14 protein-coding genes are annotated in these 14975 nt (G+C 33.3%); 4 read left to right on the top strand and 10 right to left on the bottom strand.

The annotated features are described in order from the left end of the window. Positions 1-38: 38 nt before the first annotated feature. Both EV196_RS10005 and EV196_RS10000 read right to left on the bottom strand, forming a co-directional pair. On the bottom strand, positions 39-1415 hold the full coding sequence (locus EV196_RS10005) for a M20/M25/M40 family metallo-hydrolase (RefSeq protein WP_132217618.1): 1377 nt from the start codon (positions 1413-1415) through the stop codon (positions 39-41). A gap of 89 nt (positions 1416-1504) precedes the next feature. Next, positions 1505-2371 (bottom strand): PPK2 family polyphosphate kinase, encoded by an 867-nt coding sequence (locus EV196_RS10000; RefSeq protein ID WP_132217617.1) that lies wholly within the window; start codon positions 2369-2371, stop codon positions 1505-1507. Between the two features lie 129 nt (positions 2372-2500). Here EV196_RS10000 and EV196_RS09995 point away from each other — a divergent pair, with 129 nt between their 5' ends. Beyond that, positions 2501-3238 (top strand): hypothetical protein, encoded by a 738-nt coding sequence (locus EV196_RS09995; protein ID WP_132217616.1) that lies wholly within the window; start codon positions 2501-2503, stop codon positions 3236-3238. 155 nt (positions 3239-3393) lie between these two features. On the opposite strand, the gene EV196_RS09990 is transcribed toward EV196_RS09995, so the two are convergent. From EV196_RS09990 to EV196_RS09965, 6 genes are all read right to left on the bottom strand, one after another. Then, positions 3394-4557, bottom strand: coding sequence for a sigma-54-dependent transcriptional regulator (locus tag EV196_RS09990; RefSeq protein ID WP_132217615.1), 1164 nt, complete (start codon positions 4555-4557; stop codon positions 3394-3396). A gap of 12 nt (positions 4558-4569) precedes the next feature. Further along, complete coding sequence (locus tag EV196_RS09985; RefSeq protein WP_132217614.1) at positions 4570-5508, bottom strand: mechanosensitive ion channel family protein; 939 nt, start codon at positions 5506-5508, stop codon at positions 4570-4572. Position 5509: 1 nt separating this feature from the next. Continuing rightward, a complete protein-coding gene (locus tag EV196_RS09980) occupies positions 5510-6823 on the bottom strand; it encodes an ABC transporter permease (protein WP_132217613.1) in 1314 nt (437 codons plus the stop codon). Positions 6824-6896: 73 nt separating this feature from the next. Then, the gene (locus EV196_RS09975) at positions 6897-7823 is read right to left on the bottom strand and encodes an ABC transporter ATP-binding protein (RefSeq protein WP_132217612.1); all 927 of its coding nucleotides are present in this window, start codon (positions 7821-7823) and stop codon (positions 6897-6899) included. Between the two features lie 480 nt (positions 7824-8303). After that, positions 8304-9422 carry a molecular chaperone DnaJ gene (gene dnaJ, locus EV196_RS09970; RefSeq protein WP_132217611.1) on the bottom strand — a complete coding sequence of 373 codons (1119 nt, stop codon included), beginning with the start codon at positions 9420-9422 and terminating at the stop codon, positions 8304-8306. A gap of 48 nt (positions 9423-9470) precedes the next feature. After that, positions 9471-10022 carry a nucleotide exchange factor GrpE gene (locus tag EV196_RS09965; RefSeq protein ID WP_132217610.1) on the bottom strand — a complete coding sequence of 184 codons (552 nt, stop codon included), beginning with the start codon at positions 10020-10022 and terminating at the stop codon, positions 9471-9473. A gap of 212 nt (positions 10023-10234) precedes the next feature. Here EV196_RS09965 and EV196_RS09960 point away from each other — a divergent pair, with 212 nt between their 5' ends. Both EV196_RS09960 and EV196_RS09955 read left to right on the top strand, forming a co-directional pair. After that, entirely contained in the window at positions 10235-11116 is an 882-nt protein-coding gene (locus EV196_RS09960; RefSeq protein ID WP_132217609.1) for a restriction endonuclease, read from the top strand. An 8-nt stretch (positions 11117-11124) separates the two neighbouring features. Next, positions 11125-11448, top strand: a complete 324-nt coding sequence (locus EV196_RS09955; RefSeq protein ID WP_132217608.1) for an HNH endonuclease — start codon at positions 11125-11127, stop codon at positions 11446-11448. 164 nt (positions 11449-11612) lie between these two features. On the opposite strand, the gene EV196_RS09950 is transcribed toward EV196_RS09955, so the two are convergent. Next, positions 11613-12518, bottom strand: coding sequence for a TIGR01777 family oxidoreductase (locus tag EV196_RS09950; RefSeq protein ID WP_132217607.1), 906 nt, complete (start codon positions 12516-12518; stop codon positions 11613-11615). 358 nt (positions 12519-12876) lie between these two features. Next, entirely contained in the window at positions 12877-13593 is a 717-nt protein-coding gene (gene mnmD / locus EV196_RS09945; RefSeq protein WP_132217606.1) for a tRNA (5-methylaminomethyl-2-thiouridine)(34)-methyltransferase MnmD, read from the bottom strand. A gap of 245 nt (positions 13594-13838) precedes the next feature. Between mnmD and EV196_RS09940 the strand changes: the two genes are divergently transcribed. Beyond that, a complete protein-coding gene (locus EV196_RS09940) occupies positions 13839-14906 on the top strand; it encodes a branched-chain amino acid aminotransferase (protein WP_132217605.1) in 1068 nt (355 codons plus the stop codon). Positions 14907-14975: the final 69 nt, after the last annotated feature.

Raw genomic sequence — 14975 nt, 5'->3', positions numbered from 1 at the left:
AAGGTGTTAATTGTCAATTGTTAATTGTCACTTGTCATTTATTTAACTCCATATTTATCAAACAGATATACTAAAGAAGCCATTGTTGCTGCACCTAATTCCAGCTCACGTTTATTAACGGCATCAAAAGTATCATTGCTTGCATGATGATGATTGAAATACCGTTGAGAATCTGGACGTAAACCTGCCAAAACATTTGTTTTAGTTTTTAATGGACTCACATCGGCACCACTTCCACCCTTTTCAAAATAATGAATTAAGTACGGTTTAAATAGTTGTTGCCAACTTAAAACCTGATTGTAATTGGCATCATTACAATCGAAACTAAAACCACGTGGTGTAAAACCACCAGCATCACTTTCGAGAGCAAACACATGATTTTCATTTTTTTGTTTGGCTTCTTCGGCGTATTTATTACCACCCCGTAAACCGTTTTCTTCATTCATAAATAATACCACACGAATACTGCGTTTTGGTTTAATTCCAGATTCTTTTAACAATCGTAATACATCCATAGATTGTACAACACCAGCGCCATCATCATGCGAACCATCACCTAAATCCCAGGAATCTAAATGACCACCGACAACCATATACTCGCTTGGAAACTGGCTGCCCGTAATTTCACCAATTACGTTATACGATTGCACATCGGCTAATTGTTTGCAATTTTGTTTAAAGTAGAGTTTTATGTTTTTATCCAATTGCAGCATGGTGCTTAATACTTCGGCATCATTGGTACTTATGGCTGCTGCAGGAATTCGTTTTTCAACAGGCATATCATCATACGTCATACTTCCTGTATGTGGCAAATCGTCTAAACGTAAATTCATAGACCTTACAATAACACCAATGGCGCCATATTTTGAAGCTTCAACGGCACCTTTATATCTTTGGTTTACACAACCACCATACGCATTAAACGTTTCAATTAAATCGGGTTGCATCGGGCGATTATAGAATACAATTTTCCCTTCAACATTCGCTTTTCCCAAAGTTTCTAATTCTTCAAAGTTTTTAACTTCAACAATATTTGCTTTAATTCCTAGAGATGGGGTTGCTACCGAACCGCCCAAGGCACAAATATTTACTGTATTGGTTTTACCTGGAGCAGTTTCTATATACGCATATTCTTTTGCACCTCGAACCCAACGTGGTACCATAACGGGTTGTAACCAAACTTTATCTAAACCTAATTTTTCGAGTTCTTCTTTTGTATAAGTTACAGCTCTTTCAGCTCCCAACGAACCTGATAAACGGCTGCCTATTTGGATTGATAAATGATTTAGCCAATCGTAACTTTTTCCGTTGGTTAAAGATGTGGTGTATATTTTTTTTAAAACAGCTTCGTCGGTTTGGGCATTTAATCCTATTGAAATAAAAAAACAGCATAGTACTGTTGCAACTTTTATCATAATATTGTTGAATTTTGAGTTAAAAATAGTATTTATAAAAGGGAGACTTCTAAAAGAAATCATAAAAAACATTTCAAAAACAATAAAGTTTACTCGTTTTCCAGCTCCTGCTTATACATAGACATGTTTGCTTTTATTTTATCGTCTAACTCGGGTTCTTGAATATCGGTATATTTTTTCAAGGTATCATGCATTATTTTAGCCACCATGTAACGCGCTGTATCTTTATCATCGGCAGGAATGGTATACCAAGGTGCGTACGGTTTCGAGGTGCGGTTAATGGCATCTTCATAGCATGTTTGGTAATCATCCCAGAGTTTGCGTTCTTTTAAATCGCCCGGAGAAAATTTCCAATTTTTCTCTTGTTTTTCTAAACGACGAAGCAAACGGTATTTTTGTTCGTCTTTAGAAAGGTTTAAAAAGAATTTGAAAATGATGGTACCATTTTCGGCTATATGCTTTTCAAAATTATTTATTTGTTCAAAACGTTTATTCCAAAAGGTATCATCAATATCTTCAACCGAATTAACCGAAGGTATATTTTCACCTAAAACATACTCAGGATGTACGCGCGTTACCAATACATTTTCGTAATGCGTTCTGTTAAAAACACCAAATTTTCCGCGTTGGGGAAGTGCTATATAGTGGCGCCACAAATAATCATGCCCCAGCTCCAAATCTGTTGGTACTTTAAAACTATGCACCACCACACCCCTAACATTAAATTCCTTAAAAACCTCACGTATTAAACTGTCTTTTCCAGAAGTATCCATGCCTTGTAAACATACCAAAACTGCATATTTATCGTGTGCATACATGGTGTCTTGAAGTTTTCCTAAATCTTCTCGTACATCTTTAAGCTTTTTATCTGCTTTTTTTATAACCACTTTTGTGTCTATATCTTTTAACGATATTGGCGCTGTAACTTTATATTTTTCAATCCATTTATCTTTCATAATTATCATTTTATTATAAACTTATATGCTATAAATATAGTAAATCTCATAATTTCGATGAATAACACTGCCATGTTTAATGTTTTTTGATACATTAGCAGCACCTATTTATGTACTAACCCCAAACTTATGAAACACTTTTACCTTTTTTTTATTTTTATTATTTCAATAACTGTTAACGGCCAAACGGTATGTGACGATGCCAACTATTATTTAGTGAGTGCCTACTCACATGTAAAATCATCTTACGATGCCAATAATATCAGCCATTTAAAGTATTATGCAAACAGATCGGTTGAGTCGTTAAAACTTTCAAAGAAACCTTTAACTGGTTGTGGCTGCGAAACTGCTTTGGAATTTACTGATAAAGCCATTATTTTATTAGCTAAAGTAGAAGATGCTAAAACGTATGAAGACGGACGGTTTTTTGTGAAACAAGGCAGGGATATTAGTAAAGAAAGTGTGATTGCTATTGAAAAATGTACTGCCGGCACCTCTACTTCAAGTACGGCAAATAACCAAATGCTTAACGATTTGGAAAAAGAACAGTTGAAACTGAAACAACAACAAGAAACCTTAAAGCTTAAGGAAGCTGAAATTAAAGGAAAGTTGGCAGAACAGAAAGAACAAGAAATACTTCTTAAAAAAGAACAGTTAATCTTGAATTATAAAACCCTTATCGCTTCGAATATTAAATCTTATAATGAAACTTTAAAAAGTTGTGATTGCAACCATAAAACCATCACAAATACTGATAATTTAGAAGACACTTCGAACAAAAGTATTGAAGACCTTAAACAATATTATGTGAATAATTTAAAGAGTTTAGCTTCAAATTATTTATCTGAATTAAATTCTTGTAACTAAGAAAATTTGGTTTAAAATGAGGCTATCTAAAAGTGTAGTTCTACGTCATTTCAAGAAACGAAGCGATCATTAAGTTATTGAAAATCAATAATCAGATTACTTCACTACGTTCGTAATGACGATTTATTTTAACTTTTTAGAAAGCCTTATTTTTTTTATTTACTAGCAAACATTTTTACATCTTGTTCGCTTACTTCGGTTCCACCTAATATAATTAAACGCTCTACTACATTACGAAGCTCTCGAATGTTGCCTGTCCAATCATAATCTTGCAGTAATTTAATGGCCTTATCTGAAAATGCTTTTTTCGATGTACCCTGTTCGCCTGCAATTTTTTCGGTAAAATGATTCACCAATAACGGAATATCATCACGCCTATCATTTAACGCAGGCACTTGTATTAAAATAACGGCTAATCGGTGGTATAAATCCTCACGAAACCTACCTTCTGCAATTTCTTTTTTTAAATCTTTATTGGTTGCCGCCACAACGCGCACATTCACTTTAATGTCTTTATCGCTACCTACACGCTGAATACGACTTTCTTGCAACGCTCGAAGTACTTTTGCTTGTGCTGGCAAACTCATATCGCCTATTTCATCTAAAAAAATAGTTCCTGAATTAGCTGCCTCAAATTTACCAGCTCTATCCTTTACAGCACTTGTAAACGCTCCTTTTACATGACCAAAGAGTTCACTTTCTATCAATTCGCTTGGTATGGCTGCACAGTTTACCTCAATCATGGGGCCATTGGCACGTTCGCTTTTTTGGTGTAACCAATGTGCTACCAACTCTTTTCCTGTTCCGTTGGGACCTGTAATGAGTACTCTAGCATCGGTTTGGGCTACTTTTTCAATAATATCTTTTATATGCGAAATAGCATCACTTTCACCAATCATTTCAAAATTTTTGCTCACTTTCTTTTTAAGCAATTTATTTTCAACAACCAGTTCTTTTTTATCTAATGCATTTCTAACGGTGTTTAAAAGTCGGTTTAAATCGGGCGGTTTCGATATATAATCAAACGCTCCCAAACGCATGGTATTTACTGCGGTATCTAAATCACCATGGCCAGAAATCATCACCATTGGGATTTCCGGTTTTATTTTCTTGGTAGCTTCCAACACCTCTACACCATCCATTTTTGGCATTTTTATATCGCAAAGAACTAAATCGTAGTCGTCGTTCTTTATTTTTCCAATACCAACCAATCCATCTTCGGCTTCTTCTACTTGGTACGATTCGTTTTCTTCTGAAAGAATTTTAACAAGCACACGTCTTATGGCTGCTTCGTCTTCAATTATTAAAATTTTTGGCATTTGCTTTTTTATTTAATCTTTACTTAAATTGGTATTAAATTCAGATTGTACTAATCTTAAACTAACACTTTGATTTGGTTTTTGAATAATATTAATATCGCGTTGCGGAAACGGAATACTAATATTATTTTCTCTAAATAATTTATCTATTTCAAATCGAACTTCACTTCTAATGGCATTGGCATTAAAACTATCGTGTATGGTAAAAACAACTTTAAAATCTAACGAACTTTCACCAAAATTTGTGAATCGCACTGCTATATCTTCTTTGTATAAAACTTCAGGAATTGAAGTTGCCGCTTGTATCAACAACTTTTTAACCAATTGCACATCGCTTCCATAGGCTACGCCCACTTCGACACTTTCTCTGGTATCCGAGCCATTTTGTGTCCAATTGTACAAACTGTTCTCTAAATACAAATGGTTTGGAATTATTAATACTTTATTATCTATGGTCACGGCTCTTGTAGTTCGCAACTTGATTTCTTCAACCCTTCCTATTTTTCCATCAATTTCAATAATATCACCCACATGCACCGTTTGATCTACCAAAATAAAAACACCCGATATAATATCTTGAAACAGTGTTTGAAGCGCCAAACCAATACCTATCATTAATGCCGCCGACGCAGCAAAAACGGCTGTTACATCTACACCTACACCGTTAAGCGTGATAAGTAAAATAAGCAGATATACCAACCACCTGAAATAGCCAAACACCACATTAAACTTACCTTTATCATCTTCTGGGAGTTTCCTTGTAATAATTTTTAAAACAAATCTTAATACCAAGGTGGTTACGAAAATAACTGTTATAATAATCAATACATCTTTTACGGAAATACTGATATCTTTAGTAAAATCGACATGTTGATTAAGGAATGTTAAAACATCCTTCCAAACGGAACTAGATTCGACTACTTTTTCTATTTTATTTAATTCTTGAACCATTTTAATATTTCATCCATTTTATCAACTCTTTGTAAGTTGGTTTTTTACCATACATTAAAATACCAACACGATATATTTTAGCCGCAAACCATACTGCAAACATAAAGGTAGCAATTAATATGAATAACGACACCAATTGTTGCCATAAAGGCACACCAAAGGGAATGCGCATTAACATCACTACCGGAGATGTGAACGGTATAAATGAAAACACTGTTGAAATGGTTCCATGAGGATCCTCAATAACCGTAAAAATACCAATATAAACCGCTAGCATTAAAGGCATTATAATTGGCAAAATGAATTGTTGCGTATCGGTTTCGCTATCTACCGCAGCACCTATAGCTGCATATAGCGAACTATATAGAAGATATCCGCATATAAAAAACAAAATGAATGCCACAATAAGGTTCATTAAAGGTAAACTTACTAAAGCCAATCTAAAAGATTCAAAATAAAAATTAAAGTCTGAACCTCCAGAACTCATTTGCATTATTTCCTGTTGCGGGATTCCTGAATTAGAAAAATTGACTCCCAATACTAGTGAAACCACCGTCATTAAAAGACCTCCAAAAACCAACCATATTATAAATTGTGTAAGACCAACTAATGAAGTGCCTATAATTTTACCCAACAAAAGCTGCACTGGTTTTACAGATGAAATAATAATTTCAATAATTCTACTTGTTTTTTCTTCAATAACACTGCGCATAATCATATTTCCATAAATTATTATGAACATAAAAAGCAAATACCCAGCAGCAATACCAAAGCCTAATTTGGCGAAATTATCAATTTTCGATATTTCTTCTCCTTCAAAACTTTCTTGTGCTATGTTGATGAGAACATTGGATGCTCTAATGGTTTCTAAATCTATACCTTCTTTTTGTAATTTTAAATTGGTTAGTTTATTTTCAAGTTTAGTTTCTAAATCTGAAATTAAAGTTAAGGATGGTGAGTCTTCTGAATAAAACTTAATATGATTTGAAATATCCTCAATAGTTTCAAACTTATCAACATAAAGTAACCCCGCAGAATTTGTTTCTTTTACTAATTTTTTAGCGTCGTTTAAAGACATATTTTCTAAAAAATTATATTTGGTTTTGTTAGTATTCTCAAAAACATCTTTAACCAAACCAGATGCATCTAAAACAGTAATAGTTCTAACTTTATCGTTGTTTAATTCTGAAAGGTAGGCAACCACCGAAATTAGTACAATCATGATAATTGGACTTAAAATAGTCATCACTATAAACGATTTGTTTCTAACTTTTGTTAAATATTCACGTTTAATTATAAGTGGCAAATGGTTCATTAGTTGCTGGGTTTTTGGTTATAGTTGTTGGGTCTTAACGATTACTCATTTTTTAATTATCAATTGTTAATTGTTAATTATTCTTTATGGTTTGAATAAAAATATCGTTTACGCTAGGTATTAATTCTACAAAATGAGTTACTTCACCTTTGGTAGTTAAATAACTTAATAAATCGTTTGGTTTATCGCCTTCTTTAAGTTTAATGCTTAGTTTTAAGTCGTTTTCCAAAGTTTTAAAATGAGCTAACGAGACATCGAATTTTTGTGATAAATCTGCTTTTAAAGCCTCCTTATTGTTAGAATGAATTCCAACTTCAAAGGTATTAATTTTGTACTGTCGCTTTATATCAACCAATTTACCTTCTAGTATTTTGTTCGATTTATGAATTAAAGCAATATCGTCGCACAACTCTTCAACCGATTCCATTCGGTGGGTTGAAAAAATAACCGTAGCACCATCTTCACGCAAACGCAAAATTTCATCTTTAATTAAATTGGCATTTATGGGGTCGAAACCAGAAAAAGGCTCATCAAAAATCAACAATTTAGGTTGATGCAATACCGTTACAACAAACTGTATTTTTTGCGCCATTCCTTTTGATAGTTCTTGTATTTTTTTGTTCCACCAATCGCCAATTTCTAAACGCTCGAACCAATATGTTAAGCGTTCTTTTGCTTCCGCTTTACTTAATCCTTTTAATTGTGCTAAATATAAGGCTTGTTCTCCCACCTTCATCGATTTATACAAACCACGTTCTTCTGGCAAATAGCCAATATCTTTAATATGAGATGCGTTTAGCAATGTACCATCTAAATGCACCGTACCAGAATCTGGCATGGTAATTTGATTTATAATACGTATTAAGGTTGTTTTCCCTGCGCCATTGGGCCCTAACAGTCCAAAAATACTGCCTTTAGGAACGGAAATAGATGCATTGTTAAGAGCTTTAAAGTTTCCGAAATTTTTAGAAACTTGGTTAACTTCCAATAAGTTATTCATTTATGCTTTTTATAAACTTGTAGTTTGTAAATATATTAAATGTTGTACGAGATGTTAAAGAATTATATTTAATTTATGAATATATCTTTTGAAGTCGCCACGAATACACGTATGTTTTTTGTTTGACATGAATACCAAAAAATGTTATCTAGTAAAGTGGCAAAGTGGCAAAGCTAATTAATTGATCAAATTTTATTAATATATGAACGAGACATTTAAATAAGGTCTTTTCAAACAAAAAATATTCGTATACTATAAGTCAATTATAATAAAAAACCTTTTGGAATTTGCTTAAAAACAAAACCCACCCTTAAAAAAGATTAAGGATGGGAAAAAAATTGCTATGAAAAAGAAAAATACCACTAACATAAATTAGTGATAAACCAAATATATGTCTTTTTTTTCTAAAAAACCCAAAAACTAAACAGGACTTTTAAAAAATTAATAGATACAATGTGGTTTTTTCTTTTATTCATAATATTATGAAAACATGTCTTTTACTTTTTCAAAAAACGATTTGTCTGAACTATCTGGTTTTGGCATAAAGTGCTCATCTTCTTGCATCGATTCGAAAAACTCACGCTGTTGTTTGTTTAACGTTTTTGGTGTCCACACATTCACATGCACTAATAAATCCCCTCTTCCATAACCATTTATACTCGGTATTCCTTTTCCGCGTAAACGTAAAATTTTACCAGATTGCACACCAGCTTCTACTTTTATACGCACTTTTCCTGTAACGGTATCAATTTCTTTTGAAGTTCCTAAAACAGCATCCGAATAGCTTATATACAAATCGTAATGTAAATTATCGCCTTCACGTTGCAGTTTTTCGTGTTGTTCTTCTTCTATAACAACAATAATATCGCCTGAAATACCATTTCCTGGAGCTTCATTTCCTTTTCCAGACACTTTAAGTTGCATCCCATCAACCACACCTGCTGGTATTTTTATAGAAACGGTTTCTTCTGAAACTTTTAACCCTTGTGCATCGGCATCGGCAGGTTTTTTATCTATAATTTGTCCTGCTCCACCACACACATTACAAGGTGCCGATGTTTGCATTCTTCCTAAAATAGTATTGGCAATACGGGTTACTTGCCCAGAACCATGGCAGGTTGTACAGGTTTTATAGGTAGTTCCTGGCGCTTGAACTTTACGCTTTACTTTTATTTTTTTCTCGACACCATTGGCAATTTCCTCTAAAGTAAGTTTTACTCGAATACGCAAATTACTCCCTTTAACCCTGCGTTGACCACCGCCACCGCCAAAACCAGAAAAGCCGCCACCAAAGCCGCCACCGCCAAAAATATCACCAAACTGACTGAATATGTCATCCATATTCATGCCACCGCCGCCAAAGCCACCGCCATTTTCAAAGGCTTGATGCCCGTATTGGTCGTAACGTGCTTTTTTGTTTTCGTCGCTTAAAACTTCATAAGCTTCAGCTGCTTCTTTAAATTTAGCTTCAGCTCCTTTATCATCAGGATTTTTATCTGGATGATGTTCTATTGCCTTTTTTCTGTACGCTTTCTTTATTTCGGCAGCACTAGCGCTTTTACTAATACCTAATACGTCGTAATAATCTTTTTTAGCCATATTCTATCCTAAATCCTTTCCAAAGGAAGGACTTTTTTAAATTAATATTTATTGTCCTATTACTACTTTAGGAAAACGAATTACTTTTTCGCCCAGTTTATACCCTTTTTCGACTACATCTATAACTTTTCCTTTTAAATTGGGTGTTGGTGCTGGTATTTGTGTAATAGCTTCGTGGTTATCGGCATTAAATGCTTCGCCTTTTTCAACAGCCACCACTTTAAGTCCTTTTTGCTCTAAAGTACCTACCAATTTATTGTAAATTAATAACACGCCTTTACGCAGCGCTTCAGCTTCTTTATCGTCGTCAATATGACTTAATGCGCGTTCAAAATCGTCCAAAACTGGCAGTAAGTTTTTCATAACATCTTCACTTGCTGTTGAAAACAACTCGATACGTTCTTTTGAAGTACGACGTTTATAATTTTCAAACTCAGCAAATAAACGTAAAAACTTGTCTTTTTCTTGCTTTAATTCACTTTGAAGTTTCTCTTCAACCGTTTGTTCTTCAACAACTTGCTCTTCAACTTCAGCCATTTCATTTTGAACAGCATCTAGTTGCTCCTTTTCTATATCGTTTGCTTTATCCTTTTTACTCATTGCTGTATCTTAATTTTATATAAATACTTAATTTGGTTGGCAAAAGTACTGCCATTATTGTGAAAATGTCATAATGTCATCAAAATATTTTTGTGTTTTTTGATTTTTGGATGTTGAATTTGTGGGAAATAAATGATAAATTTGTTTTACAGTTGATATAGTTAATTGAAGTGAACTATATCTTTGTGTTGCACATAATCAAAAATATCCTAATGGAAATTCCAAAATTTCACGAAACCTTTATGCCAATATTGAATGTCTTAGAAAATGGCGAAACACTCCAAACAAGAGACATGTATAAAAAGGTTATTGATCAATTTTATTCAGGACTGTCAAAAGAACAACTTGAAGAAAAAACAAAGAGCGGTGACATTCTGATAATTAATAGAATTGCTTGGGGTAAATCTTATCTGAAAAAGGGAGGATATATAGAATTCCCAAAAAGAGGATATGTTCAAATTACTGAAAAAGGTAAAAAACATAGTTCAACAAAATTAACATTGAGTCAGGTTGAAAATTCTGGAAGTTTTTTAGAATTCTATAATGAAGAAAGTCCGAAAAATGATTCAACACCTTTAAAAATATCAAATGCTTCACCACAAGATCTAATAGACGAAGGATTCTATTCGATAGATATTCAAGTCAAAGACGAATTACTTGAAAAACTTAAGACTATTGATCCTTTTTACTTTGAAAAAGTTATACTCATTCTTCTAAAAAAAATGGGATATGGGGACTTTGTAGAAACTTCAAAAACTGGTGATGGCGGAATTGATGGAATTATTAATGAAGACAAACTAGGTTTGGACAAAATTTACATACAAGCGAAAAGGTATGGCGAGAACAAAGTTCGCGAAAAGGATATTCGAAATTTTATCGGTGCAATGAGTGGAGACACTCAAAAAGGTGTATTCGTCACTACCACCAGTTTTGATATAGGCGCTATTAAAAAAGCAAATGATGCCCACCATACAATAATTTTAATTGATGGCATAAAACTGGTCGATTTATTGCACCAATACAATGTCGGAGTTCAAATTAAAACTGTTTATGAAGTTAAAGAACTTGATAATGATTTCTTTGACGGAGAATAATATATACAATGGCAAATAGATGGGGCATTCCCAAAGACGTAGAAAATTTTGTAAAAGAAAGGGATAAAAATTGCGTTTACTGTAGTATTAAATTCACTATAAATAATGAATCTCGAAAATCTAAGCCGACATGGGAACATATTATTAACGACATTAGAATAAATGGAATAGATAATATTTCTATTTGCTGTATGTCTTGTAATGCTAGTAAAGGAGCCAAACTTCTTGAGTATTGGCTGCAAAGTGACTATTGCAAAAAGAACAAAATCAATAAGGATACAATTGCCCCAGTTGTGAAAGAAGCAATAAAAAACCCACCCAAACTAAAGTAACTATGCACTAAATAATGTTCAAAGCATAGAAGTAGATTAATAAACTTCTTTACTAATTTTTAGCCACACGAATTCGTAATAATCAATGCGTTCAATAAACGATCATAAAAACTATTTATCGCGCAACAAGGACATGCAAGGCTTAATTCAAACCCATCCGCAAACTACCCCAACAAATCCTCCAAAGCAGGTTGTAAATGGTGGTATTCAAAATAAAAACCTTTATCTTCTATTTTTTTATTGCTTACACGCTGGCTATCAAATAGTAAGGTATGCATCTCGCCCAAAACCAGTTTCATCACAAACCGAGGAATATTTGGTAAAAACAAAGGTTTATCTAAAGTAATAGCAATGGTTTTTGTTAGCTCTTGGTTTGTAACAGGGTTTGGCGCCACCCCATTATACACGCCTGGTAATTGATGCTTTAACACGTATAAAAATAGTTGTGCTAAATCGGTAATATGTATCCAAGATTGCCATTGTTTTCCGTCTCCAAAAGGAGCTCCCAACCCAAATTTTACAGGTTTAACCATTTCTTTTAATGCGCCACCTTTGTTGGATAAAACCAATCCAATTCTGACTTTAGAAACTATAATATTTAAATTTGAAAAAGCATTAACCTCCTGTTCCCAAATTTGTACGACACTACTTAGAAATGAATTATCGAAATCTTTGAATGTTTCATCGTAATAATTAATCAATGAATCTGGATATATTCCAATAGCACTTGCTGAAACAACTTGTTTCACCTTGTGTTCAATCTTTTTTAAACTACTCACCAATAGCTGAGTAGTTTCTTTTCTGCTTGAAATAATTTCCTTTTTATATGAACTAGTCCATCGTTTTGATACCGTAGCACCTGCTAAATGAATAATAGCCTCTACACCATCAAAACAATTTAAATCAATTTCTTGTTGTTTGGGGTTCCAATAAAACCCATGTGTTTTATCAGATTGATTTATTTTAGATTTACTTGTTGTTAAATAATTTACCGTAATACCTTTAGTATGACAGTGTTTTACAATCTCTTGCCCAATAAGTCCCGTCGCTCCTGTAATTAAAACTTTCATGCTAATTTTTTTATTTAAAGTTACAAAACGATATGGTTAAAAACCATGGTTTTATATTAGGTTTAACAGAATTAATGTAAAAAGTCACAAAGAGACAAAGAAGCAAAGTTGCTAAGCAAAAACTCACCCAACCCTTTGGGTGTAATCAATCAAAATCAGTTTTTATTTGAAATTCATAAGCCAATTAGAACCCAAATGTCAGTCTGAGCTTGTCGAAGACTTTATAAAAAAACATTTCGACAAGCTCAATGTGACAATTAGTACAAAATTGACTTTTAATTATACCCAAAGGATTTAACCAATCATTTATAAACTAAAACTGTTTACTGTAACTGAAAACTGAGACTGTAAACTGCAACTATTTCGTAGCCCTCAGCATTTCACGTTTACCAGGTGGCCCAGGGAGTTTTTCAACCATAAAACCCACTGTTTGCATGGCGCGACGCACACTACCTTTTGCTGCGTAAGTTACTAAAACACCATTTTGTTTTAGGGCATCGTACATTTTCAGGAAGATAGTTTCAGTCCATAATTCAGGTTGAACACGCGCACCAAAAGCATCAAAATAAATAAGGTTGTATAAATTTTTATCTGTGATTTCAGAAAAGAACTTCTTTTGTTTGGTTAAAGAAAAAGTGTTTAAAACCGAATGTTTTTCATCCCAAGAAAAATCATGCATCCTTTTAAAAAGTGATTCTTTCTCCTCTGCTTTTAATTGTTTAGGGTAATTAAGTTGCAGAATTTCATTACTAACAACAGGATATCCTTCAACACCTGTATAATTAATTTCTATTCCTAATTTTTCAGATTCTAACAAGGTTATAAAAGCATTTAAACCTGTTCCGAAACCAATTTCAAGAATTGCTATTTGCTCTTTAACTTCTTTTACTTTGCCTGTGCTCGGGGTAACATTAGAACACGAATTGGTTTTTTCGCAAAAATGATGTAGCCCATGTTTTACAAATACATGATAAGCCTCCTGTATGGCACCGTGTTTAGAATGGTATTGTTCATCCCATTCTGGTAAGTGTATGGTTGATGAACCATCACCTGTTATAACTACTTCTCTCTCCAAATTTATTGTTTTAACAAAACCCCATCAGCCTCCAAAGAATAGGTTAGTTTTGGGCTTATAATACTTTCAATTTCGTTGTTTTTTACTCTATCTTTTATTTGCAAGAAATTAACAAGAATAAGCAAATGCATGTAAATAACACATTCTTCATTGCTTAATTTTAAATTTTTAAACGATTTGTTGTAAATATACCGCTTTTTTAAAAACGTTTTTACTTAAATTTGTAACATAAAATAACGAGATTTATGAGCGCAATAATCAATGACATAGAGATTATAAAAGCGAAAACTACCAAAATAAATGAGGTAGATTTTGACAACCTAACATTTGGCAAGGTATTTTCTGACCATATGCTTGAGTGCGATTTTAAAAACGGATCATGGCAAGCACCTAAAATTGTGCCTTACCAAGGAATTACTTTAGACCCATCGGCGAAAATTTTTCACTATGGTCAATCTGTTTTTGAAGGTATGAAAGCATATAAAGATGCTAATGAAGATGTCTGGTTATTTCGTCCGTTAGAAAATTTCAAACGCTTGAACATTTCATCCAAACGTTTAGCAATTCCTGAATTGCCAGAAAGCTATTTTATGGAAGGTTTAAAAGCTTTATTGGAAGTTGATAAAAACTGGATTCCTACTAAAGAAGGTAGTTCTTTATACATTCGGCCGTTTGTATTTGCATCTGGAAAAGGATTTCATGCATCTCCTGCCGATGAATATAAATTTATTATTTGTACAGCCCCATCGGGTGCTTATTTCTCTGGAAAAGTTAAGGTTTTAATTGAAGAAACCTATTCGCGTTCTGCTAACGGCGGTGTTGGTTTTGCAAAAGCTGGTGGTAACTATGCTGGTCAATTTTATCCTACTCAATTAGCTGTTGAAAAAGGATATCAACAAGTTATTTGGACAGATGATACCAACCACGAATACATTGAAGAAGCTGGTGCCATGAATATTTTTGTGCGTATTAATAACACATTAGTAACGGGACCTACCAGTGATAGAATTTTAGATGGTATTACCCGTAAAAGTATTATTGAGTTAGCAAAAGCAGAAGGCATTCCTGTTGAAGTTAGAAAAATATCTGTAAAAGAAGTTGTTGAAGCTGCTAAAAATGGTAGTTTAAAAGAAATGTTTGGCGCTGGTACAGCAGCTGTTATTTCGCCAATTTCTGGATTTGGATATAAAGATGCTGATTACGATTTACCTGAAATAGCCGATTCTTACGGTTCAAAATTAAAGAAAATTATAACCGATATTCAAACGAACAAATCTGAAGATCCTTTTGGATGGCGATTTAAAGTTGAGTAGACTTTTAAATATTAAAAAAAAAGAGAAACGTATTGTTTCTCTTTTTTTTTGTCATTGTGTATAAGATTC

It is taken from the genome of Mariniflexile fucanivorans (assembly GCF_004341235.1).
In the GTDB taxonomy this organism is placed as follows: domain Bacteria; phylum Bacteroidota; class Bacteroidia; order Flavobacteriales; family Flavobacteriaceae; genus Mariniflexile; species Mariniflexile fucanivorans.
The sequence above is the reverse complement of the archived record's forward strand: the minus strand, read 5'-3'. Positions and strand labels throughout refer to the sequence as shown.

What these genes read in the sequence shown, in the direction of transcription:
- EV196_RS10005 (WP_132217618.1), bottom strand. Translation starts at nt 1,415, where the DNA reads ATGATAAAAGTTGCAACAGTACTATGCTGTTTTTTTATTTCAATAGGA.
- EV196_RS10000 (WP_132217617.1), bottom strand. Translation starts at nt 2,371, where the DNA reads ATGAAAGATAAATGGATTGAAAAATATAAAGTTACAGCGCCAATATCG.
- EV196_RS09995 (WP_132217616.1), top strand. Translation starts at nt 2,501, where the DNA reads ATGAAACACTTTTACCTTTTTTTTATTTTTATTATTTCAATAACTGTT.
- EV196_RS09990 (WP_132217615.1), bottom strand. Translation starts at nt 4,557, where the DNA reads ATGCCAAAAATTTTAATAATTGAAGACGAAGCAGCCATAAGACGTGTG.
- EV196_RS09985 (WP_132217614.1), bottom strand. Translation starts at nt 5,508, where the DNA reads ATGGTTCAAGAATTAAATAAAATAGAAAAAGTAGTCGAATCTAGTTCC.
- EV196_RS09980 (WP_132217613.1), bottom strand. Translation starts at nt 6,823, where the DNA reads ATGAACCATTTGCCACTTATAATTAAACGTGAATATTTAACAAAAGTT.
- EV196_RS09975 (WP_132217612.1), bottom strand. Translation starts at nt 7,823, where the DNA reads ATGAATAACTTATTGGAAGTTAACCAAGTTTCTAAAAATTTCGGAAAC.
- dnaJ (WP_132217611.1), bottom strand. Translation starts at nt 9,422, where the DNA reads ATGGCTAAAAAAGATTATTACGACGTATTAGGTATTAGTAAAAGCGCT.
- EV196_RS09965 (WP_132217610.1), bottom strand. Translation starts at nt 10,022, where the DNA reads ATGAGTAAAAAGGATAAAGCAAACGATATAGAAAAGGAGCAACTAGAT.
- EV196_RS09960 (WP_132217609.1), top strand. Translation starts at nt 10,235, where the DNA reads ATGGAAATTCCAAAATTTCACGAAACCTTTATGCCAATATTGAATGTC.
- EV196_RS09955 (WP_132217608.1), top strand. Translation starts at nt 11,125, where the DNA reads ATGGCAAATAGATGGGGCATTCCCAAAGACGTAGAAAATTTTGTAAAA.
- EV196_RS09950 (WP_132217607.1), bottom strand. Translation starts at nt 12,518, where the DNA reads ATGAAAGTTTTAATTACAGGAGCGACGGGACTTATTGGGCAAGAGATT.
- EV196_RS09940 (WP_132217605.1), top strand. Translation starts at nt 13,839, where the DNA reads ATGAGCGCAATAATCAATGACATAGAGATTATAAAAGCGAAAACTACC.